Genomic DNA, 21,951 nt, shown 5'->3' on the forward strand with positions numbered 1-21,951 from the left:
GGGCAGCCCATGCTATGGTGCTCGCCCCCACTGCGCCTGTTCATCCTCGTATGATCGCAATCCCTCGCCCCCTGCGCCTGACCTTCTATTCCCTGCTGATCGTCGCCGGTGCGGTGCTGGCTGCGGCTCTGGCCACGCGCCATGCCGAACGCCAGGCCTTGGTGGACGACGCCGCCCGTGCCAATCAACAGCTGGCGCTGTATGCCAACTCGCTGCACACCCTGATCGAACGCTACCGTGCCCTGCCCGCCGTGCTGGCGCTGGACTCGGAGATGATCAACGCCTTGAAAGGCCCGCTGGATGCCGCCACCCAGGACCTGCTCAACCGCAAGCTGGAACGCATCAATGGCGCCGCCCAGTCTTCCACCCTCGAATTGATGGACCGCACCGGCCTGGCCGTGGCCGCCAGCAACTGGAACCTGCCCACCAGTTATGTGGGGCACAACTATGCGTTTCGACCGTATTTCAGCCAGACCCTGAGCCAGGGCACCGGGCGCTTTTACGCGGTGGGGGTGACCACCGGCATACCGGGTTACTTTCTTTCCAGCGCCGTGGTCGACGAACACGAGCAGTTCCTCGGCGCCATGGTGGTCAAGCTCGAATTCCCTGAGCTTGAGCGTGAATGGGCCCAGGGTAACGACCTGTTGCTGGTCAGCGACGCGCGCGGGATCGTGTTCATCGCCAACCAGCCGGGCTGGCGCTACCGCAACCTGCGTGCGCTGTCGGCCAGCGACCTGGCCGAACTCAAGGCCACCCGCCAATACGACAAGAAACACCTGCAGCCGCTGGAGACCAGCACCTTGCAGCGCTTCGGCGACAACAGTCACCTGATGCGCGTCAACGGCCCCGACGGCAACGCCAACTACATCTGGGAATCGCTGCCGCTCAAAGCCGAAGGCTGGACCCTGCACCTGCTGCGCAAACCTCAGTTCCCGTTTGAAGACCAACGCAACGCCGGCCTGGCCGCCGCCGGATCCTGGCTGGCATTGGTGTTCCTCGTGCTGTTTTTGAGCCAACGCTGGCGCCTGGCGCGTCTGCGTCAACGCAGCCGTGAAGAGCTCGAGCAATTGGTCGAGGAACGCACCCGGGCCCTGCGCACCGCCCAGGATGGCCTGGTGCAGTCGGCGAAGCTGGCGGCACTGGGGCAGATGTCCGCTGCCCTCGCCCATGAAATCAACCAACCGCTGACCGCCCAGCGCATGCAATTGGCGACCCTGCGGCTGTTGCTCGACCACGGCCGCGTGGACGATGCCTACAAGGCACTCACACCGCTGGATGACATGCTCACCCGCATGGCCGCGCTGACGGGCCATCTCAAGACCTTCGCGCGTAAAAGCCCCAGCGGCCTGCGCGAACGCCTGGACCTGGCCACCGTGGTCGATCAATCCCTGCACCTGCTCGACGCACGCTTGCGCGATGAAGCCATCGGCGTGGTGCTGGACCTGACCCGCCCCGCGTGGGTACGCGGCGACGCGATCCGCCTGGAACAAGTGCTGATCAACCTGCTGCGCAATGCCCTGGATGCCATGGCCGACAAGCCGCGCAAACGCCTGGAAATCCGCCTGCACGCCGACCAGCAGCTCTGGCAGTTGAGCGTCAGCGACAGCGGCGGCGGGATTGCCGAAGAACACTTGAACAATGTCTTCGACCCCTTCTTCACCACCAAGCCGGTGGGTGACGGGCTCGGCTTGGGGCTGGCGGTGTCCTACGCTATCGTGCATGAACTGGGCGGACGCCTGATCGCCGGCAACCGGGGCGACGGCGCGATATTTACCCTGACCTTGCCTGTCGCGCTGGAGACGCCCGACCTATGTTGAACGCGGTGATTGTGGTGGATGACGAAGCCAGCATTCGTACGGCCGTCGAACAATGGTTGAGCCTGTCCGGGTTTGCGGTGCAGTTGTTCAGCCGTGCCGAGGAATGCCTGGCGCAGTTGCCCAGGGACTTTCCCGGCGTGATCCTCAGCGACGTGCGCATGCCCGGCCTCAGCGGCCTGGAGCTGCTGGCCGAAGTGCAGCGGCGCGATGCCGACTTGCCGGTCATCCTGCTCACTGGCCACGGCGACGTGCCGATGGCCGTCGAAGCCATGCGCGACGGCGCCTACGACTTCCTGGAAAAACCCTTCAGCCCGGATGCGCTGCTCAATAGCCTGCGCCGCGCGTTGGATAAACGCGGGCTGATCCTGGAAAACCGCCGCCTGCATCGCCAAGCCGATCATCGCGCCCAGCTGGAATCCAGTCTGCTCGGGGTATCCAAGAGCCTGCAAACCCTGCGACGCCAGGTGCTGGACCTGGCGACGCTGCCGGTCAATGTGTTGATCCGCGGTGAGACCGGCAGCGGCAAGGAGCTGGTTGCGCGCTGCCTGCATGATTTCGGCCCGCGGGCGAAAAAGCCGTTTGTCGCGCTCAACTGCGCAGCGATCCCCGAGCAGCTGTTCGAAGCCGAGCTGTTCGGCCATGAAAGCGGCGCATTCACCGGCGCCCAGGGCAAGCGGATCGGCAAACTGGAATACGCCCATGGCGGCACGCTGTTCCTCGATGAAATCGAAAGCATGCCCTTGGCCCAGCAGGTAAAACTGCTGCGCGTGTTGCAAGAGCAGAAGCTGGAGCGCCTGGGTTCCAATCAGAGCATTCATGTGGATTTGCGCATCATCGCGGCCACCAAGCCGGACCTGTTGGAAGAGGCCCGCGCCGGGCGCTTTCGCGAAGACCTGGCGTATCGTCTCAACGTCGCGCAACTGCGCCTGCCGCCGCTGCGCGAGCGCCGCGAAGACATTCCGCTGCTGTATGAACATTTTGCCCAGGACGCTGCCCAGCGCCTGGGACGCAGCGCCGAACCGCTAAGCGGCCCCGCGCTGGGACGCCTGCTCAGTCATGACTGGCCAGGCAACGTACGCGAACTGGCCAACGCGGCCGAACGCCAGGTGCTGGGGCTTGGCGAGCCGGAACCGGAGGGCATCGAGGCCGGGCAATCCTTGGCGGCGCAGCAGGAAGCCTTCGAGGCGCATTGCCTGAAAGCTGCGCTGACCCGGCATAAAGGCGATATCAAGGCGGTGCTGGCCGAACTGCAACTGCCGCGCCGGACCCTCAATGAAAAGATGCAGCGGCATGGGTTGGCAAGGGAGATGTTTCTCTAGCGGCCTTCCGATCGCCATCGGGGGCAAGCCCCCTCCCACAGTGGACCGCGTTTATTCAGGAACAATGAGGTCAAAATGTGGGAGGGGGCTTGCCCCCGATGGCGCCAGCAGCCATAAGCGGATTTCCGCTCACCACCTGAAAACCATCAGCAACATTCCGCTCAAAAAAATCCTGAAACCCTTCTAAACCGGGCCTTCACCCACCTGGCACAGCTTCTGCTACAGCCCAAGCCAGGCAGTGCTCAGGCACGCTCCATAAAAACAACTAGATGAAGGATCCTTCAATGGATAACTCCAACACCTTGCCTCTGGGGTCGGCGGCTGCGCCGGCAAAAGAACGCACAACCTCCAGCCGGATCAGATCGATCTTCAGCGGCTCCGTCGGCAACATGGTCGAGTGGTACGACTGGTACGTCTACGCCGCTTTCTCGTTGTACTTCGCCAAAGCCTTCTTTCCCAAAGGCGACACCACCGCCCAATTGCTCAATACCGCCGCGATCTTCGCCGTGGGCTTTTTGATGCGCCCGATCGGCGGCTGGCTGATGGGCCTGTACGCCGACAAGGTCGGGCGCAAGAAAGCCCTGATGGCCTCGGTCTACCTGATGTGCTTCGGCTCACTGTTGATTGCCCTGAGCCCAGGCTATGAAATCATCGGTATCGGTGCGCCCATCCTGCTGGTGTTTGCCCGCCTGCTGCAGGGGCTGTCGGTCGGTGGCGAATACGGCACCTCCGCCACTTACCTCAGCGAGATGGCGACCAAGGAGCGCCGTGGTTTCTATTCCAGCTTCCAGTACGTCACCCTGATCTCGGGCCAGCTCATCGCCCTGGCGGTGCTGATCGTGCTGCAGCAAGTGCTGACCACCGAGCAACTGTATGCCTGGGGCTGGCGCATCCCGTTCGCCATCGGCGCGCTGTGCGCAGTGGTTGCGCTGTACCTGCGGCGCGGCATGGAAGAAACCGAGTCGTTCACCAAGAAGGAAAAAGCCAAGGAAAGCGCGATGCGCACCTTGATGCGCCACCCCAAGGAACTGCTCACCGTGGTCGGCCTGACTATGGGCGGCACCCTGGCGTTCTACACCTACACCACCTACATGCAGAAATACCTGGTGAACACCGTCGGCATGAGCATCTCCGACTCCACCACCATCTCAGCGGCGACGCTGTTCCTGTTCATGTGCCTGCAACCCCTGGTGGGCGGCCTGTCGGACAAGATTGGCCGTCGACCGATCCTGATCGCCTTCGGCATCCTCGGTACCCTGTTCACGGTGCCGATCCTCACCACCCTGCACACCATCCAGAGCTGGTGGGGCGCGTTCTTCCTGATCATGGCGGCGCTGATCATCGTCAGCGGCTATACCTCGATCAACGCAGTGGTGAAAGCCGAGCTGTTCCCGACCGAAATCCGCGCCTTGGGCGTAGGCCTGCCGTATGCCCTGACCGTGTCGATCTTCGGCGGCACCGCTGAATACATCGCGCTGTGGTTCAAGAGCATCGGCATGGAAACCGGCTATTACTGGTACGTGACCGCGTGTATCGCGGTGTCGTTGGTGGTCTATGTGACCATGAAGGACACACGCAAACACTCGCGCATCACCACCGACTAACTGGATGATGAGATAAAACCTGTGGGAGGGGGCTTGCTCCCGATAGCGGTGGGTCAATCAATATATTACTGACTGACACCCTGCTATCGGGAGCAAGCCCCCTCCCACATTGGGTATGATGTTTGCCCCGAAACCGAGAGCAGAACTGGCCCATGTCCGACGATATCCACTTCTACGAACCCGCCAACGGCCACGGCCTGCCCCATGACCCGTTCAATGCCATCGTCGGCCCACGCCCGATCGGCTGGATCTCATCCCACGACCGCGAAGGCCGCCTGAACCTGGCGCCCTACAGTTTCTTCAATGCGTTCAACTACATTCCCCCGATCATTGGATTTTCCAGCGTGGGGCGCAAAGACAGCCTGAACAATATCGAGCAGACTGGCGAGTTCGTGTGGAACCTGGCGACCCGCCCACTGGCCGAGCAGATGAACCAGAGTTGCGCGGCCGTTTCGCCGGACGTGAATGAATTCGAGTTGTCCGGCCTGACGCCGGTGGCGTCGAAAGTCGTCGGCGTACCGCGAGTAGGCGAGAGCCCGGTGTCGTTCGAATGCAAGGTGACGCAGATTATCCAGCTGCAACGCGCCGACCAGCAGTTGGTACCCAGCTGGCTGGTGCTGGGCGAAGTGGTCGCGGTGCACATCGCCAAATGGCTGCTCAAGGACGGGATCTACGACACCGCCGCCGCCGAGCCGATTTTGCGCGGTGGCGGCCCGGCGGATTATTTCCAGCTGGGGCCGGAGGCGCTGTTCAAGATGTACCGCCCAGGCGCCACAAAGCCCTGACTGAAATGCAATAAACATGTGGGAGGGGGCTTGCTCCCGATAGCGGTGTGTCAGTCAACTAATGTGTAGCTGATACACCGCTATCGGGAGCAAGCCCCCTCCCACATTTGGATCGTCGGTGGTCTTTAGTTGGAGGCAGTTGCCCAGGCAAGTTGACCGTCTGCGTCCACATCGACCAGGCATTCAAGCTGCACCGCCGCCGCATCATCGGCGTCGGAAGCCGTCTTGAACGTCTGCCCATCGAGAATCTTGTGAAAACGCGGTGCGCCCATGCCGTCCAGTGCCTTGACGGCGACGGCGGCGCTGTAGCCGCCCTCTCCCGGTACTACGGCGGAAACGGCTTCGTGGCGGGCGAATTGTTTACGTGCCATGTTTGAACGTCCTGGCCAATGAAAAGTCGGCCATTCTAACGTTCTAGCCGGCCAGTTGCAGGTACTCGCCGTAGGCTTTGACGGCGGATGCATCGGTGAAGGTCTGGAAGTCCATGCTGCGCACGACCATGTCGTTCAGCAACTCGGTGAAGATCATCAGGGCCGGGGAATTGAAGTAGGCGCTCATCGCCTGCTCGCTGCTCCAGAAGCCCGAGATCAGCCATACATCGGGGTCGGTCTGGGAATGCTGCACGGTAAATTGCAGGCAACCCTGGGCCTGTCGGCCCGGTTCGATCAAACTGCTCAAGCGTGCACCGAGTTCGGTGCTGTACCCGGTACGGGCACGGACAAAGGCCATATGGCTCGCGGGAATGGGGGTGGACATGTTCGACTCTCCCGTTGAGAAGTGATGCTCGGCAAGCACTGTGAGGGCGTGTTGCCACAGGATCAAAGATAGCGGCGCCGGTGTGGGCACGGTTAGTCAATTCCTGCAGGCTTATTGCACAATCCTGCGAGAAGCGTAGGCAGGACGTTCCAGCGCTGGATTTATTCCAGCCCCGAACGGCATATTTCAGGGAGATGACAGCCGCCTTGCTTGCCTGATTCACGCTAAGCCGCAGGATCAGGCAAGGATTGTGCAGAATCGACGTAACACTTTTTGAATACCCACCACTAAGCTGAGCACCATTCAACCAGTGTGTAGAGGACGCCCCATGTCGTCGCCCGACCTCAAGTCCATGCCCCTCGATGCCGAGATGGAAAAGCAGCGTGCCGAACTGGCCAGCATCGTGCACCGCCATACCTGGGAAGATGGCTCCTACGGCACGGCGATCACTTCGCTGTACCTGAACCGCCACAACACGCCGCGTGACTTCATGCCGGTGCTGGTGGAGCCGGCACTGTGCATCCTCGCCAGTGGCAGCAAGGAAGTGCGCCTGGCCGACGAAATCTTTGCCTACGACCCCCTCAATTATCTGGTGTTCTCGGTGGCCATGCCGGTGGCCGGGCGAATTATCGACGCCACCCCCGAAGACCCCAACCTGTCGGTTCGCATCAATATCGACCCGGCCCAGCTCACTGCACTGATTGCCGAAGCCGGCCCGATGGGCGTGCCGTCACGTCCGACATCCCGAGGCATGTACGTCGACCGCATCGACCATCAATTGCTTGATGCCGTGCTACGCCTGACCCGCCTGCTGGATACGCCCAAAGATATCGCGATGCTCGCCCCGCTGATCAACCGCGAAATTCTCTACCGCTTGTTGCGCGGGCCCCAAGGCTATCGCCTGTATGAAATTGCCGTGGCCAACAGCCAGAGCCACCGGGTGAGCCAGGCGATCAAGTGGTTGAACGGCAACTACGAACAGCCGCTGCGAATCGATGACTTGGCGCGGGAAGTGAACCTGAGCGTCTCGACCCTGCACCACCGTTTCAAGGCGATCACCGCCATGAGTCCGCTGCAATACCAGAAACAACTGCGCTTGCAGGAAGCTCGGCGGCTGATGATTGCCGAAGGGCTGGAGGCCTCGGCGGCGGGGTATCGGGTGGGATATGAAAGCCCGTCGCAGTTCAGCCGGGAGTACAGCCGGTTGTTTGGCGCGCCGCCTTTGCGCGACTTGGCCCGGTTACGCCAAAGCATCTGATGCAATGAAGATCAAAATGTGGGAGGGGGCTTGCTCCCGATGGCGGTGTATCAGCTACACATCAGCTGACTGACACACTGCTATCGGGAGCAAGCCCCCTCCCACATTGGGTCCTGCGTATGTTCAGTCGAGGCCGCGGGGCAGCTGCAGGGTCACCCGCAACCCACCCTCGCGCAAATTCTGCAAACTCACCTCACCACCATGGCTATGGGCGATATTGCGTGCAATCCCCAACCCCAGCCCATAGCCCTGCTGCTGCCCGGCCAGGCGAAAGTGCGGTTCGAACACCTGCTCCAACCGCTGTTCCGGCACGCCGGGGCCTTCGTCGTCCACATGCAGGATGAACTCGGCGCCATCGTCCTCGATGTGCAAATGCGCGTTCTGCCCGTATTTCAGTGCGTTGTCGATCAGGTTGCCGATGCAGCGCTTGAGCGCCAGCGGCTTGCCCGGATAGGTGGTCAGGGCCTGCCCATGCTGGGTCACCCGCCCATTGCCGTTGGGCGCAAGGTAGGGTTCCACCAGGCATTCGAGCACGTGGTTGAGGTCCACCGGCTGGATGTTCTCGTGGATATCGGTGTCTTTCACGCATTGCAACGCGCCCTTGACCAGCAATTCCAGCTCATCCAGGTCGCGGCCGAATTTGGCTTGCAGGTTTTCGTCTTCGAGCAATTCCACGCGCAGGCGCAGGCGTGTGATGGGTGTGCGCAGGTCGTGGGAAATCGCGCTGAACAGCTGGCTGCGCTCGGTGAGGTAACGGCTGATGCGCTCACGCATTGCGTTGAACGCACGGCCGACTTCCACCACTTCACTGCCGCCGCCTTCGGCCACCGGCTCAACATCCGCCCCCAGGGACATGTCCCGCGCCGCCCGCGCCAGGCGCTTGAGCGGGCGGCTCTGCCAATGCACCAGCAAGCCGATGAACAGCAGCAGGAAACCGCTGGTCAACACGATAAACCACACCTGCTGGGCTGGCAGGCCTTGCTCTTCAAGGCTGGTATAGGGTTCGGGCAACAACGAGGCGATGTACAACCATTCACCGGGAGCGAGCTGGATCTGGGTGACCAGCACCGGCGGGTTGACCGGCTCGAGGGTCAGCGCGTAGTGAGCCCAGGAGCGCGGCAGTTCGTCGAGCTTAAGCCCGGCATTGAAAATGCGCAGGTCTTCGGCGCTGACGAATTCCACCGAGATATGCACATCGGCGCCGAGGGTCTGGCGCAGCACGTCGTCCACGGCCACCAGCACCGCCTGCTTGCGCGGGGTTTCGGGCAATACCTGCATATCCAGCGGGCGATCGTTGAGGGTCACCACAAAACGCGTGCCGCCCATGCTGCGCAACTGGTCGAGCACCAGCGGGCGATAGGCCACTGGTAATGAACGGAAGTAACTCACGCTGGCGGTCATCGAATGCGCCAGGCTACGGGCAGCCGTCACCAGGCCTTCAAGCTGGGTAGCGCGCAGTTGCGACACCCAAATCACGCTGGATAACGCCTGGGCAAACAGCACCGCCAACAGGGTCAGCAGTAACATCCGCCCCAGCAGCGAACGCGGTACCGGGATCCGCCGGCGTAGTTCACGCAGACGTTCAGTGGGCATTGCCGGCAACCACGCTGGCTGCCAGTTGATAGCCGCTGCCGCGCACGGTGCGGATCAGACGGGGTGGTTTTTCGGTATCGCGCAGACGTTGGCGCAGGCGGCTGACGGCCATGTCGACAATGCGGTCCAGCGGCATCAGGTCGCGGCCCCGGGTGGCGTTGCCGATGGTGTCGCGGTCGAGGATCTGTTGCGGGTGGTCGAGAAACAACTTGAGCAAGGCAAAGTCGGCGCCGGAGAGGATCACCTCTTCGCCGTCCACGTGAAACAGGCGATGGCTGATCATATCCAGGCGCCATTCATCGAACGCCAACACCTCGCCGCCATTGCTGCGCTCCTGGCCGAACTGGCAGCGCCGCAGCAGCGCCTTGATCCGCGCCTGCAGTTCGCGGGGGCTGAACGGCTTGCCGATATAGTCATCGGCGCCCAGTTCCAGGCCGATCACGCGGTCGGCTTCGTCGGAACTGGCGGTGAGCATGATGATCGGCACCTGCGCCTGGCGCGGGTGCTGGCGGATCCAGCGGCAAAGACTGAAACCGTCTTCATCGGGCAACATCACATCCAGGATGACCAGGTCGCACGGCGCCTCGTTCATCGCCTGGCGGAACCCCGCGCCATCAGCCACGCCACGGACCTGGAAGCCGGCGCGACTGAGGTAGGTTTGCAGCAATTCGCGGATTTCCTGGTCGTCGTCGACGAGGAGAATCGATTTACTGATTACGCTCACGGGGTCCTCCTTGTTGTTATGAGGCCGTCACAGCCTAAGCAAATGCCTGCTCAAGCGCCACACCCGCACCGGTCAAGCCGGAATACGGCGCGGTCACCAGCCACACCGGGATGCCTTTGAAGTAGTCACTCATGCAGCCTTTGTCGGCAAAACTCCTGGCGAAACCGCTGCGGATAAAGAAGTCGGCAAACCTCGGTATCACCCCGCCCACGATATACACACCGCCACGCCCGCCCGTGGTCAGCACATTGTTGCCGGCCACTCGGCCCAGCCAGATGCAGAACTGGTCGAGCACTTCCAGCGCCACCGGATCGCCCGCCAGGCCCGCCGCCGTGATGGCCTCGGGCGTGTGCAGCACCGGGGTGTGCCCGTCCACCGCACAGATCGCCCGGTACAGGCGCGGCAAACCGCCACCGCTCAACGCGGTTTCAGCGCTGACGTGGCCGATCTCGCTGTAGATGTGTTGCCACAACTGCGTTTCACGCGGGCTGCTCAGGGGCAGGTCGACATGGCCGCCCTCCCCCGGCAACGCCGCCCAACGGCCTGCGCCGAGGTCCAGCAAGGTACCGACGCCCAGGCCGGTGCCCGGGCCGATCACCACGGCCGGGCGCAACGGCTCCGGGATACCTTCGCACACCACGCGAAATTCATCGGGCTGCAAGCGGGTCATGCCCAGGGCCATGGCCGAGAAGTCATTGACCAGCAGCAGTTCGTCTACCTGCAACGCCTGGCAGAAAGCCGTCTTGCTCAAGCGCCAGTGATTGTTGGTGAACTTGAATTCATCGCCGCTCACCGGGCCGGCCACCGACAGGCACACCGCGCCAATGTCACCCAGCGCCAGGCCTACCTCCCTGAGATAGACCTTGATGGCCTCCTCAGGGCTTGCGTGATCCACCGTGGCCTGCACGCGGATCGAATGCAGTGCCTGATCCCGCCACAACGCAAAACGGGCGTTGGTACCCCCGATGTCACCGACCAGCGCTAACTTCACTTAAGCGTCTCCAAGGCACAGGTAAAGGCGCTGGCGCCTTGCTCTGCGGAGCTTGCGGCCAAGCGCATGAATGCAAACAACTCGCGACCGGCGCCCACGTTATTGCCCAGCAGGCCCGTGGCCGGCGTGCGCGCGGCAAATTCTTCGGCGTCCACCTTAAGCTCCAGGGTGCCGGTAACGCCATCGACGCGAATGATATCGCCATCCTGGACCCGCGCCAGCGGCCCGCCGCTCTGGGCTTCGGGGTTGACGTGGATCGCGGCGGGAATCTTACCCGAGGCGCCGGACATACGCCCGTCTGTCACCAGGGCGACTTTGAACCCACGGTCCTGCAACACGCCAAGGAACGGCGTCATTTTGTGCAATTCGGGCATGCCGTTGGAGCGCGGGCCCTGGAAGCGCATCACCGCGACAAAGTCTTTTTCCAGCTGGCCTGCCTTGAAGGCATCGGCCAGGTCCTGTTGATCCTGGAACACCACCGCCGGCGCTTCGACCACTTGGTGCTCGGGCGCTACTGCCGAGACTTTCATCACGCCACGGCCGAGGTTGCCTTCCATCACCCGCAGGCCGCCTTCCGGCGAAAACGCACGGGCCACGGGGCGCAGGATGGTTTCATCGAGGCTTTCGATGGGGCCGTCGCGCCAGATCAGTTCGCCGTCGACCAGGAACGGCTCCTGGGTGTAACGGCTCAAGCCCTTGCCCGCCACGGTGTTGACGTCCTCGTGCAGCAGGCCGGCTTCGAGCAGTTCGCGGATCAGGAACGACATGCCGCCCGCCGCCTGGAAGTGGTTGATGTCAGCCTTGCCGTTCGGGTACACGTGCGACAGGGTCGGCACCACTTCGGAGAGGTCGGCCATGTCCTGCCAGGTCAGGATGATGCCCGCCGACATGGCGATGGCCGGCATGTGCAGGGTGTGGTTGGTGGACCCGCCCGTGGCGTTGAGGGCGACGATGGAATTGACGAGTGACTTCTCGTCGACGATCTCGCCGATCGGCGTGAAATTACCGTTGGCCTTGGTCAGGCGTGTGACCTGGTGCGCGGCCTCGCGGGTGAGTGCATCGCGCAGCGGCGTATACGGGTTGACGAACGAAGCGCCCGGCAGGTGCAGGCCCATCACTTCCATCAACAGTTGGTTGGTATTGGCGGTGCCGTAGAAGGTGCAGGTGCCAGGGCTGTGGTAGGACTTCATTTCCGATTCCAGCAGCTCTTCGCGGGTGGCCTTGCCTTCGGCGTAGCGCTGGCGCACATCGGCTTTCTGCTTGTTGGAGATGCCCGACGGCATTGGCCCGCCGGGCACGAAGATCATCGGCAGGTGGCCGTAGCGCAGCGCGCCCATCATCAGCCCGGGGACGATCTTGTCGCAGATGCCCAGCATTAACGCAGCGTCGAACATGTTATGGGACAGCGCGACCGCCGTGGACATGGCGATCACTTCACGGCTGAGCAGGCTCAGCTCCATGCCCGGCTCGCCTTGGGTCACGCCATCGCACATGGCGGGCGTGCCGCCGGCGAACTGGCCGACCGAGCCGACTTCGCGCAGGGCTTTCTTGATTTGTTCAGGGAAATGTTCGTACGGCTGATGCGCCGAGAGCATGTCGTTATACGAAGAAACAATTGCCACGTTGGCGGCATTCATCATGCGCAGGCTGTTTTTGTCTTCGGTGCCGCAACCGGCCACGCCGTGGGCGAAGTTGGCGCACTGCAGCTTGCCGCGCATCGGACCGTCGCTGGCTGCGCCGCGAATGAGCGCAAGGTAAGCCTCGCGGGTGGCGCGGCTGCGGGCGATAAGCCGTTCGGTGACCTCAAGGACGCGGGGATGCATGTATAGAACTCCAGGCTAACGGATGTGGCGACCTGAGTGTCTATGCTGATCAAACGCCCGCAGCGCATGGATGGCAGGCAGTCGTTTGGATCATCGGACCAGTTGATTCAGGTCACTCGTTGTAGATTGAACAAAATATTGCCACTAAAAAGGCTTGTTTTCTATTTTTATGCGAATAATCTTGTAATTCTTACAACAAATCGACGATAGGCACTTTCCAATGACTCTACGTATCGCAATCAACGGTTTTGGCCGTATCGGCCGTAATGTTCTGCGCGCACTGTATACCCAAGGCTACCGCCAGGATTTGCAGATCGTCGCCATCAATGATCTGGGCGACAGCTCGATCAATGCCCACCTGCTCAAATATGACACCGTGCATGGCACATTCGAAGCAGAGGTCGCCCACGATCAGGAAAGCCTGACCGTCAATGGCGACCGGATCGCCGTGAGTGCCATTCGCAACCCGGCCGACCTGCCGTGGGCCGCGCACAAGATTGACGTGGTGTTCGAATGCACCGGCCTGTTCACCGATCGTGACAAGGCCGCCGCCCATATTAGCGCCGGTGCGCGCAAGGTGATCATCTCTGCCCCGGCCAAGGGCGCGGATGCGACCGTGGTCTACGGCGTAAACCATGACATTTTGCGTCAATCGCACCAGATCATCTCCAACGCGTCGTGCACCACCAACTGCCTGGCGCCGGTGGCCCAGGTGCTGCACCGCGAACTGGGCATCGAAAGCGGCCTGATGACCACGATTCACGCCTACACCAACGACCAGAACCTCACCGACGTCTACCACACCGACCCGTACCGTGCGCGTTCGGCCACCCAGAACATGATCCCGAGCAAGACCGGCGCCGCTGAAGCCGTCGGCCTGGTATTGCCGGAACTGGCGGGCAAGCTGACCGGCATGGCGGTGCGCGTGCCGGTGATCAACGTGTCGCTGGTGGACCTTACCGTGCAGCTGAAAAAAGAAGCCACGGCCGATGAAGTCAACGCGCTGTTGAAGCACGCCAGCCAGCACTCGAAGATCCTCGGCTACAACACCCTGCCGCTGGTTTCCAGTGACTTCAACCATAACCCGCTGTCATCGATCTTCGATGCCAATCACACCAAGGTGAGCGGCAAGTTGCTTAAAGTGCTGGCCTGGTATGACAACGAGTGGGGCTTCTCGAACCGGATGCTGGATAACTGCCTGGCGCTGTGTAACGCCGAGTAATCCCATTTGGAATGGGGCTCGTGTGGGAGGGGGCTTGCTCCCGATGGCGGTGTGTCAGTCAGCCTGTTCATGACTGATACACCGCTATCGGGGGCAAGCCCCCTCCCACATTTGAGCGGTGCAAGGCTGCAGAAATAGCCACTTGCCATTTCAGTTGATGATAAGCATTATCATTAACTGCAAATCGGTCTGGTATCACTGTGAGCCAATCTCGCTTCAACCACGTCTTTCTCACCCAACGGGTGATTCTGCTGCGCACGCTGCAACGCATGGTGAATAACCACAGCACCGCCGAGGACCTGTTGCAGGAAACCTACCTGCGCGTGACCCGGGCCCTGAGCGAGCGGCCGATCGACCACCTTGAACCCTTCGTCTACCAGACCGCGCGCAACCTGGCGCTGGATCATTTGCGTTCGCGCAGGATCCAGGCCCGCACCCTGCAGGAAGATGTCCCGCTGGATATCCTGCAAAGCGTTGCCGCCCCGATCAGCACACCCGAAGACGCGACTCAGGCCGAGCAGTTGCTCGAGCACCTGAGCGTCAGCCTGGGCCAGTTGAGTGCTCGCCAGCAGCGGATCTTCATCCTCAGCCGCCTGCACGGTTGCAGCTACCAGGAAATCGCCGATCAGCTGCAGGTGTCCTTGAGCACCGTACAAAAGGAACTGAAGTTGATCATGGCCATCTGTGTAGGTGTGGCCGAACGGCTGGATCAGCCTTAAGCTTCACGCCGACAGAAGTGTCGATCCAGGCTGTAGGAAAAATGAATAGAACGTGGCGAAGACCCGAGGAACACCGTGACGGACCCGAATAAACTGCGCCCCCACGAGCTGGCTCACGAGGTGCTGCAAGACACGGCCATGGACCAAGCGCTCGATTGGCTGATCGCCTTGCAGTGCGCGCAACCCGGCCAGCAAGCGGCATTTCAAGCCTGGCTGGCCGAGGACCCCGCGCACGCCCACGCCTTCAGCACAGCCCAGGCCGCCTGGGGTAGCGCGCCCGTGCACAGCGCCGCCGTGGCTCTGGCCGCGCCACGCAAACCGAGCGCCTGGCGCCGGATCAAACCGCATTGGAAACCCTTGGCCACCGCCGCCGTGCTGCTGCTCGGTCTGTTCAGCTTCAGCAACCTGCCGGTACGCCTGCAGGCCGACCACCTCACCGTGGTCGGTGAACGCCAGCGTCTGCAACTGGACGAGGGCGCCAACGTATTGCTGAACACCAATTCGGCGTTTTCCAGCCGCATCAAGGACCACCAACGCATCGCCCGCCTCTACCAGGGCGAAGCATTTTTCGACATCGCCCCCAGCCGTGGCCTGCCGCTGGAAATCGACGCCGGCCCGGTGCGCGCCAGCGTGCGCGACACCGCGTTTGCCGTGCGCTATCTCGACGGCGAAGCCCAGGTGCAAGTGCAGCGCGGTGATGTCGACCTGAGCAACACCGTCGACGACGCCCGGGTGCGCCTGAGGGCCGGTGAAAGTATCCGCATCGGCCCCAAAGGCTTTGGTCAGCCGGCCAAGCTGGACGCCGGCAAGGACCTGGCCTGGGTCCAGGGCCGGCTGGTGTTCGAAAACTGCCCGATGGGCGAAGTGCTGGCGGAGCTGCGTCGCTATTATCCGGGCTGGATCGTCAACACCAACGACAGGCTCGCCAGTGTCGCCGTCACCGGTAACTATCGGCTCGACCAACCGCTGGACGTGGTGCGTTCCCTGGCCCACATCACCTCGGCCAAGCTGTCGGAATACCCGGCGCTGGTGATCTTGAACTAAATGAGAATTATTTTTACTCGATGCTGAACGGCGATACGTCTCGTTATAGCCAATGCAACTGATTCCTATTTGGTTCGGTTCGCAACTATAAGATTCGTATCTCCGGAGCGCTCTCGATGTCCTCTCGTTTCAACCGCCGGTCTTGTTCGCCCGTCCTGTCTCTGCTGACCGCCGCCATACTGATGGCCGGCGTGCCGGCAATGGCCGCCACTGCCGCCGAACCCGCACCGCGCAGCCAAGGCACCTACACCTTCAGCATCGAACAGCAACCCCTGGTGTCGGCGTTGAACGCTTTCACCGGTGTGACCGGCTGGCAAGTCGGGCTGCCGGCTGAGTTGGGCCAGGGTGTGTCGTCCCCTGGCGTGCGCGGTACGTTGTCGCCGGAGAAGGCGCTGGAACGGCTGTTGGTGGGGACCAACCTGAGCTATCGCAAGCTGGGCAACAACAACATCGTCCTGGAGAAACGTGCCGCCGGCAGCGCCCTCAACCTGCAGCAGGTAACCATCAGTGCCACCCGTACCGAGCAGGATGTGAACAGCGTACCGAGCATGGTCAGCGTGCACGACCGCCAGGAACTGGACCGCCAGAACGTCAACACCACCCGTGAGCTGGTGCGCTACGAACCGGGCGTGTCGGTGGGCGGCGCCGGTACGCGCTCGGGCAGTGCCGGCTATAACATTCGCGGTATCGACGGCGATCGCATTCTGACCCAGGTCGACGGCGTGGAAGTGCCCGACAACTTCTTCAACGGCCCCTACGCCAAGACCCGGCGCAACTACGTCGACCCGGAAATCGTCAAGCGCGTGGAGATCCTGCGCGGGCCGGCCTCGGCCCTGTACGGCAGCAGCGCCATTGGCGGCGCGGTGAGCTATTTCACCCTCGACCCGGATGACATCATCGCGCCCGGCCAGGACGTCGGCGCCCGCCTGAAGACCGGCTACAGCTCCGCCGACGAAAGCTGGCTGACCTCCGCCACCGTCGCCGGCCGTGTGCAGGACGTCGACGGTTTGCTGCACCTGAGCCAGCGCAACGGCCACGAAACCGAGTCCTATGATGGCAACAACGCCACCGGCCTGGCCCGCACCGGCGCCAACCCGGAGGACGCACGCACCACCAACGTGCTGGCCAAACTGGGTTGGAATTATGGCGACGCTAACCGCCTGGGCCTGACGTACGAGAAGTACAAGGATGATCGCGACATCAACCTGAAGAATGCGGTGGGCGGCCCGTTCATTGGTGGGCGCGGCTTCAACCTTTACCGTGACCGTCGCGGCAACGACACCATTACCCGTGAACGTTTCGGCCTGGAAAACAGCTTCGCCCTCGACTCGCCGATGGCCGACCGCATCAAGACCAGCCTCAACTACCAGATCGCCAAGACCGACCAGACCACGGCTGAAATCTATCAGTCGGGCCGTCGTGTACTGCGCACCCGCGACACCCTGTACGAAGAAAAGCAGTGGGTCTTCGATGCGCAGCTGGACAAGGCCTTCAGCCTTGGCGACACCGAGCACCAGGTGACCTACGGCACCACCCTCAAGCAGCAGAAAGTCACCGGTTCGCGTGAAGGCAGCGCCACTTGCCTGGCGGTCGGCAGCGGCTGCACCGCCATTGGCGCGCCCAGCCCGTCGGCCGGCGACAGCGTGAAGAAATCCAGCGACTTCCCCGACCCGACCATCAACACCTATTCGCTGTTCGCCCAGGACCAGATCAGCTGGAATAAATGGACCTTCCTGCCCGCCGTACGCTACGACTACACCCGGCTCAAGCCCAAGCTGACCGAGGAATTCCTCAGCACCGTGAACCCCACCGGTGAATATGCGGTCGACGGCAAGGACAAAACCTGGCACCGCGTCACGCCCAAGTTCGGCCTGACCTACGCCCTGACCGATCAATACACCTGGTTCGGCCAATACGCCGAAGGTTTCCGCACACCTTCCGCCAAAGCGCTGTACGGCCGCTTCGAAAACCTCAATCTGGGCTACACCGTGGAGCCCAACCCCGACCTCAAGCCGGAAACCAGCAAGGGCATCGAAACCGGACTGCGCGGCAAGTTCGACGAGGGCTCGTTTGAAATCGCGGTGTTCTATAACAAATACCGCGACTTCATCGACGAAGACAACGCGGTGGTCGGCGGCACCGTCGAGCAGTTCCAGGCGGTGAATATCAAACGCGCCACCATCAAGGGCGCCGAAGCCAAGGGCCGCCTGAACCTGGATGCCTTCGGTGCGCCGAAAGGCCTGTATACCCAGGGAGCGGTGTCCTACGCCCATGGTCGCAACGACGACAACGGCCAGCCGCTCAACAGCGTCAACCCGCTCAAGGGCGTCTTCGGCCTGGGCTACGATCAGGACAGCTACGGCGGCCTGCTGAGCTGGACCCTGGTGAAAAAACAGAATCGCGTCGATAGCAGCACCTTCCACGCCCCGGACGGCGACACCAGCGGACCGTTCAAGACGCCGGGGTTCGGCATTCTCGACCTGAGCGCTTACTACAAGGTCTCCCACGACGTGACCATCAACGGCGGCGTCTACAACCTCACCGACAAGAAGTACTGGAACTGGGACGACGTGCGCAGCTACGACAGCGTCGGCGAAGCCGCGGTGACCGGCCCGGCCAACCTCGATCGCCTGACCCAGCCGGGTCGCAACTTCGCGATCAATGTGATCTGGGACATCTGACGCCGCCCGCTGCATCTCGCCGCGATGATCGAGCGGCGAGATGCGGAATTTTTACTGTGCCGCGTCTTCCTGTTCGTCTAGTTGATAACCGCTCTCTTCAGAGCCAGAAAGGCGCTTCCCTTCTCAAGGACTTTTTCATGACCGCTTCTCCTACCGCAGAACGTCCAAGCCTGCGCTCCCAGCGCCTGAACCAGATCACCCACGCGCCACACACCAGGCTCGACGCGTTGGTAAAGGCCCACGCCCCGTTTGCAACCCAGGCCAACTTCGCCCGCTTCGTGGTGGCGCAGTACCTGTTCCAATCGGAGTTGGTGGCGCTGTACAACGATGCCGAACTGAACCGGATCATCCCCAACCTGGCCGAACGCTGCCGCGCAGACGCCGCCAGACTCGACCTGGGCGACCTCGACACCGACGTGCCGCCCCCAGTTGCCGGGGCGGTGAACAACCCGGGTGTGGCCGAAGCCCTGGGCTGGCTGTTCGTCTCCGAAGGCTCCAAACTGGGCGCTGCCTTCCTGATCAAACGTGCCGTGGGCCTGGGCCTGAGCGAAACCTTCGGCGCCCGTCACCTGGGCGAGCCGGCGGGCGGCCGTGCCGAAGGCTGGAAAAGCTTCACCCGCACCCTCGATGCAATGCAATTGAGCGCCGAGGAAGAAGCCGCCATGGATAAAGGCGCCATCGATGCGTTTGTGCGCTTCACCGTCTTGCTGGAACAGGCGTACGCTAGCGCCCCTGAACTGGCCTGATTGCGACTTGATCCTGAATTGAAATGCAATCAACTGTGGGAGGGGGCTTGCTCCCGATGGCGGCGTATCAGTCGACACATTCAGTGACTGACACGCCCTCATCGGGAGCAAGCCCCCTCCCACACTTTGACCCTATTTCAAGCTGATTTCTTGTGACCTCCTGATTGCACACACCATGACCGGCAAAACCCAATCCACCTCGAAAATCGCGCAGATCCTCTACGGCCTGCTGGCCTATGTCAGCCTGGGGATCGGCTTGGTGGCGATTGTCATACCGGGTTTGCCCACCACCGAATTCATCCTGCTTGCCGCCTGGGCCGCGACCAAAAGCTCGCCACGCCTCAGCGCCTGGCTGGAAAACCACCGCCTGTTCGGGCCGATCCTGTTCAACTGGCGCAATGGCAAGATCATCGCGCGCCGGGCCAAAGTCAGCGCCACCGTCAGCATGTTGCTATGCGCCGCCCTGATGCTGGTGATGCTCGATCATGGCTGGCCGATCTACCTGGCAATCGCCGGCATGAGCCTGGGCAACCTGTGGATCTGGTCACGCCCCGAGCGGCTTGCACGGCCCGTATAACGCTGTGTGTAGGGGTTTTCCTACCGCTTATCGCCTGTCACTCATGAATTGATTTGTTACGCCGATGTTTCAGACATGGCGCCGAATGGACTTGGCTCTGCGCATCTCAACAAGTCCATTTGTGAGTGAACCTATGTTCGACACCCTCTCTATCCGCTTGAAAATCGTGCTGCTGTCCGGCCTCTGCCTGTTAGGGGTGATCGCACTGGTGGTCGGCATCAATATCTACACCACCAACCAGAACGATCAGTTAGTCAGCGACTCAAGCTCACAAATGCTGACTGCCAGCGTAGAACAGCTGCTGCAAGCCAAGGCGGCCGAACAGTCCGTGCAGTTGCAGAAGACCTTCAACGAAAACCTGCTGGTGGTCACCGCTCTCGCCGATCAAGTCAAAGACCTGCGCACCCTGGGGGCCAAGCGCTCGCTGGACGCGGGTGCCCTGCGCGAAGACATGAACCAGAGCGTAAAAACCGCTTTTGAGCGTAACACCAAGGTGCTGGGCATCTGGCTGTCGTTCGAACCCAACGGACTGGATGGCAAGGACAGCGAGTTCATCGACGACAAAGCGCGCGTCTCCAACGAAAAAGGCCGCTTCTCCAGCTACTGGAGCCGGGCCGGCGGCGACAGCCTGAACACGATCATGGTTGAAGATGACCTGACGAAAACCAGCCTCAACCTCAGCGGCACGCCCTACAACATTTGGTACACCTGCCCACGAGACACTCGGACTACGTGCCTGTTGGACCCCTACGAAGACACGGTGGCCGGCAAACCCGTGCTGATGACCACCATCTCCCTGCCTTTGATCGTGGATGGCAAGGTTATCGGCGTCGTCGGTGTCGATATCGCCCTCAACGCCCTGCAAGCGGTCACCGATGCGGCGCAGAAAGACCTGTTCAACGGCGCGGCGCACTTGGAGGTGCTGTCCAGCACCGGCCTGATCGCGGCCTACAGCGGTGAACCGGCCAGAGTGGGCAAGAACCTGATCGACACGCTAGGCGCCGAAGGCAAGGAGATCGTGCAGCTGCTCGCCAGCGACCGCCCCATGATCCGCGAGCAGGACGAGACCATTCGCGCCGTGTACCCCGTCAAGCCGATACCCGACGCCAAATCCTGGGGCGTGGTGATCAAACTGCCCAAAGCGGTGATGCTGGCCGATAACGTGAAGCTGCAAGGTGTGCTTGATGACGCACAGGCCACAGGCACCCTCAAGGCCTTGCTGGTAGCGGCTGCCGCCGCCCTGGTAGGCCTGCTGCTGATCTGGCTGACGGCCACCGGCGTAACCCGCCCGATCAACAGCGTGGCGGCCATGCTCAAAGACATCGCCAGCGGTGACGGCGACCTTACCCAGCGCCTGGCCTACAGCAAAAAAGACGAACTGGGCGAGCTGGTGAACTGGTTCAACCGCTTCCTCGACAAGCTGCAACCGACCATCGCGCAGATCAAACAAAGCATCACCGAAGCGCGCGGCACTGCCGACCAATCCTCGGCCATTGCGCGCCAGACCAGCGAAGGCATGCAGGTGCAATTTCGCGAAATCGACCAGGTGGCCACCGCGTCCAACGAGATGAGCGCCACCGCCCATGACGTCGCCAACAGCGCCTCCAACGCCGCCAGCGCGGCACGCGGTGCGGATCAGTCGGCCCGCGAAGGCATGTCGATCATCGAACAAAGTACTCGTGATATCACCACGCTTGCTGAAGAAGTCAGCAAGGCCGTCGGCGAAGTCGAAGCGTTGGCCGTCAACAGCGAACAGATCGGTTCAGTCCTGGAAGTGATCCGCAGCATCGCCGAACAGACCAACCTGCTGGCGTTGAACGCGGCGATCGAAGCGGCGCGCGCCGGGGAAAGCGGACGTGGTTTTGCGGTGGTGGCCGATGAGGTGCGTAACCTGGCCAAGCGCACCCAGGATTCGGTCGAGGAAATTCGCCTGGTGATCGAACGTATCCAGAGCGGCACCCGTGGCGTGGTGGCGACCATGCATTCGAGCCAGCACCAGGCCCAAAGCAATGCCGGGCAGATCCACCAGGCCGTGCAGGCCCTGGGCAAAATCAGCGACGCGGTGACGGTGATCAGCGACATGAACCTGCAAATCGCCAGCGCCGCCGAACAGCAAAGCGCGGTGGCAGAAGAGGTCAATCGCAACGTCTCCGCGATCCGAACCGTCACCGAAACCCTCACCGGCCAAGCCACCGAATCGGCAGCCATCAGCAGCCAGCTCAATGCTTTGGCCAGCCAGCAAATGAAGTTGATGGATCAGTTCAAGGTCTAAATAACACCACACCTCACTGT

Annotated in this window: 18 protein-coding genes and 1 pseudogene; 13 read left to right on the forward strand and 6 right to left on the reverse strand. The window is 62.0% G+C overall.

Translation table 11 applies throughout. The annotated features are described in order from the left end of the window. Positions 1–50 precede the first annotated feature (50 nt). The 4 genes from C4J84_RS20305 to C4J84_RS20320 all read left to right on the forward strand — a co-directional run bounded on the left by C4J84_RS20305 (position 51) and on the right by C4J84_RS20320 (position 5,525). The gene (locus C4J84_RS20305; protein ID WP_124436006.1) at positions 51–1,817 is read left to right on the forward strand and encodes an ATP-binding protein; all 1,767 of its coding nucleotides are present in this window, start codon (positions 51–53) and stop codon (positions 1,815–1,817) included. Further along, a complete protein-coding gene (locus C4J84_RS20310; RefSeq protein WP_124405164.1) occupies positions 1,811–3,136 on the forward strand; it encodes a sigma-54 dependent transcriptional regulator in 1,326 nt (441 codons plus the stop codon). The genes C4J84_RS20305 and C4J84_RS20310 overlap by 7 nt, the downstream gene beginning before the upstream one ends. Positions 3,137–3,420: 284 nt before the next feature. Next, positions 3,421–4,740, forward strand: a complete 1,320-nt coding sequence (locus C4J84_RS20315) for an MFS transporter (RefSeq protein ID WP_124368195.1) — start codon at positions 3,421–3,423, stop codon at positions 4,738–4,740. Between the two features lie 152 nt (positions 4,741–4,892). Then, a complete protein-coding gene (locus C4J84_RS20320) occupies positions 4,893–5,525 on the forward strand; it encodes a flavin reductase family protein (protein ID WP_124371720.1) in 633 nt (210 codons plus the stop codon). A 125-nt stretch (positions 5,526–5,650) separates the two neighbouring features. On the opposite strand, the gene C4J84_RS20325 is transcribed toward C4J84_RS20320, so the two are convergent. Both C4J84_RS20325 and C4J84_RS20330 read right to left on the reverse strand, forming a co-directional pair. Beyond that, positions 5,651–5,896: a hypothetical protein gene (locus tag C4J84_RS20325; RefSeq protein ID WP_124371721.1), complete on the reverse strand. Its 246-nt coding sequence runs from the start codon at positions 5,894–5,896 to the stop codon at positions 5,651–5,653. 43 nt (positions 5,897–5,939) lie between these two features. Then, complete coding sequence (locus C4J84_RS20330) at positions 5,940–6,281, reverse strand: antibiotic biosynthesis monooxygenase family protein (protein WP_124368198.1); 342 nt, start codon at positions 6,279–6,281, stop codon at positions 5,940–5,942. A gap of 328 nt (positions 6,282–6,609) precedes the next feature. Here C4J84_RS20330 and C4J84_RS20335 point away from each other — a divergent pair, with 328 nt between their 5' ends. After that, positions 6,610–7,539 carry an AraC family transcriptional regulator gene (locus tag C4J84_RS20335; protein ID WP_124371722.1) on the forward strand — a complete coding sequence of 310 codons (930 nt, stop codon included), beginning with the start codon at positions 6,610–6,612 and terminating at the stop codon, positions 7,537–7,539. A gap of 123 nt (positions 7,540–7,662) precedes the next feature. Here the strand turns inward: C4J84_RS20335 and C4J84_RS20340 are convergent, their stop codons facing one another. The 4 genes from C4J84_RS20340 to edd are packed head-to-tail and all read right to left on the reverse strand — an operon-like array spanning position 7,663 to position 12,670. Continuing rightward, positions 7,663–9,132, reverse strand: a complete 1,470-nt coding sequence (locus C4J84_RS20340) for an ATP-binding protein (protein ID WP_124364220.1) — start codon at positions 9,130–9,132, stop codon at positions 7,663–7,665. Further along, a complete protein-coding gene (locus C4J84_RS20345; protein ID WP_124371723.1) occupies positions 9,122–9,856 on the reverse strand; it encodes a response regulator in 735 nt (244 codons plus the stop codon). Before C4J84_RS20345 ends, C4J84_RS20340 begins: the two co-directional genes overlap by 11 nt. A gap of 34 nt (positions 9,857–9,890) precedes the next feature. Beyond that, positions 9,891–10,847 carry a glucokinase gene (locus tag C4J84_RS20350; protein WP_124371724.1) on the reverse strand — a complete coding sequence of 319 codons (957 nt, stop codon included), beginning with the start codon at positions 10,845–10,847 and terminating at the stop codon, positions 9,891–9,893. Then, positions 10,844–12,670: a phosphogluconate dehydratase gene (edd, locus tag C4J84_RS20355; RefSeq protein WP_124364223.1), complete on the reverse strand. Its 1,827-nt coding sequence runs from the start codon at positions 12,668–12,670 to the stop codon at positions 10,844–10,846. The genes C4J84_RS20350 and edd overlap by 4 nt, the downstream gene beginning before the upstream one ends. A 220-nt stretch (positions 12,671–12,890) precedes the next feature. Between edd and gap the strand changes: the two genes are divergently transcribed. The 8 genes and pseudogenes from gap (at position 12,891) to C4J84_RS26815 (ending at position 21,931) form a co-directional block, all read left to right on the forward strand. Continuing rightward, on the forward strand, positions 12,891–13,892 hold the full coding sequence (gene gap / locus C4J84_RS20360) for a type I glyceraldehyde-3-phosphate dehydrogenase (RefSeq protein ID WP_124364224.1): 1,002 nt from the start codon (positions 12,891–12,893) through the stop codon (positions 13,890–13,892). A 200-nt stretch (positions 13,893–14,092) separates the two neighbouring features. Then, positions 14,093–14,611 carry an RNA polymerase sigma factor gene (locus C4J84_RS20365; protein WP_124368204.1) on the forward strand — a complete coding sequence of 173 codons (519 nt, stop codon included), beginning with the start codon at positions 14,093–14,095 and terminating at the stop codon, positions 14,609–14,611. A 75-nt stretch (positions 14,612–14,686) separates the two neighbouring features. Further along, positions 14,687–15,655 (forward strand): FecR domain-containing protein, encoded by a 969-nt coding sequence (locus C4J84_RS20370; RefSeq protein ID WP_124436007.1) that lies wholly within the window; start codon positions 14,687–14,689, stop codon positions 15,653–15,655. Between the two features lie 116 nt (positions 15,656–15,771). Then, positions 15,772–18,336, forward strand: a complete 2,565-nt coding sequence (locus C4J84_RS20375; protein WP_124436008.1) for a TonB-dependent receptor — start codon at positions 15,772–15,774, stop codon at positions 18,334–18,336. 137 nt (positions 18,337–18,473) lie between these two features. Beyond that, positions 18,474–19,082 carry a biliverdin-producing heme oxygenase gene (locus tag C4J84_RS20380; protein ID WP_124436009.1) on the forward strand — a complete coding sequence of 203 codons (609 nt, stop codon included), beginning with the start codon at positions 18,474–18,476 and terminating at the stop codon, positions 19,080–19,082. 175 nt (positions 19,083–19,257) lie between these two features. Further along, entirely contained in the window at positions 19,258–19,659 is a 402-nt protein-coding gene (locus C4J84_RS20385; protein ID WP_124405170.1) for a YbaN family protein, read from the forward strand. Positions 19,660–20,110: 451 nt separating this feature from the next. Beyond that, positions 20,111–21,073: pseudogene (locus C4J84_RS26810) on the forward strand (HAMP domain-containing protein); the annotation flags it as partial. 102 nt (positions 21,074–21,175) lie between these two features. After that, a complete protein-coding gene (locus C4J84_RS26815) occupies positions 21,176–21,931 on the forward strand; it encodes a methyl-accepting chemotaxis protein (protein ID WP_372238023.1) in 756 nt (251 codons plus the stop codon). Positions 21,932–21,951 lie beyond the last annotated feature (20 nt).

This window comes from Pseudomonas sp. R11-23-07, assembly GCF_003852295.1.
Taxonomy (GTDB): Bacteria; Pseudomonadota; Gammaproteobacteria; order Pseudomonadales; family Pseudomonadaceae; genus Aquipseudomonas.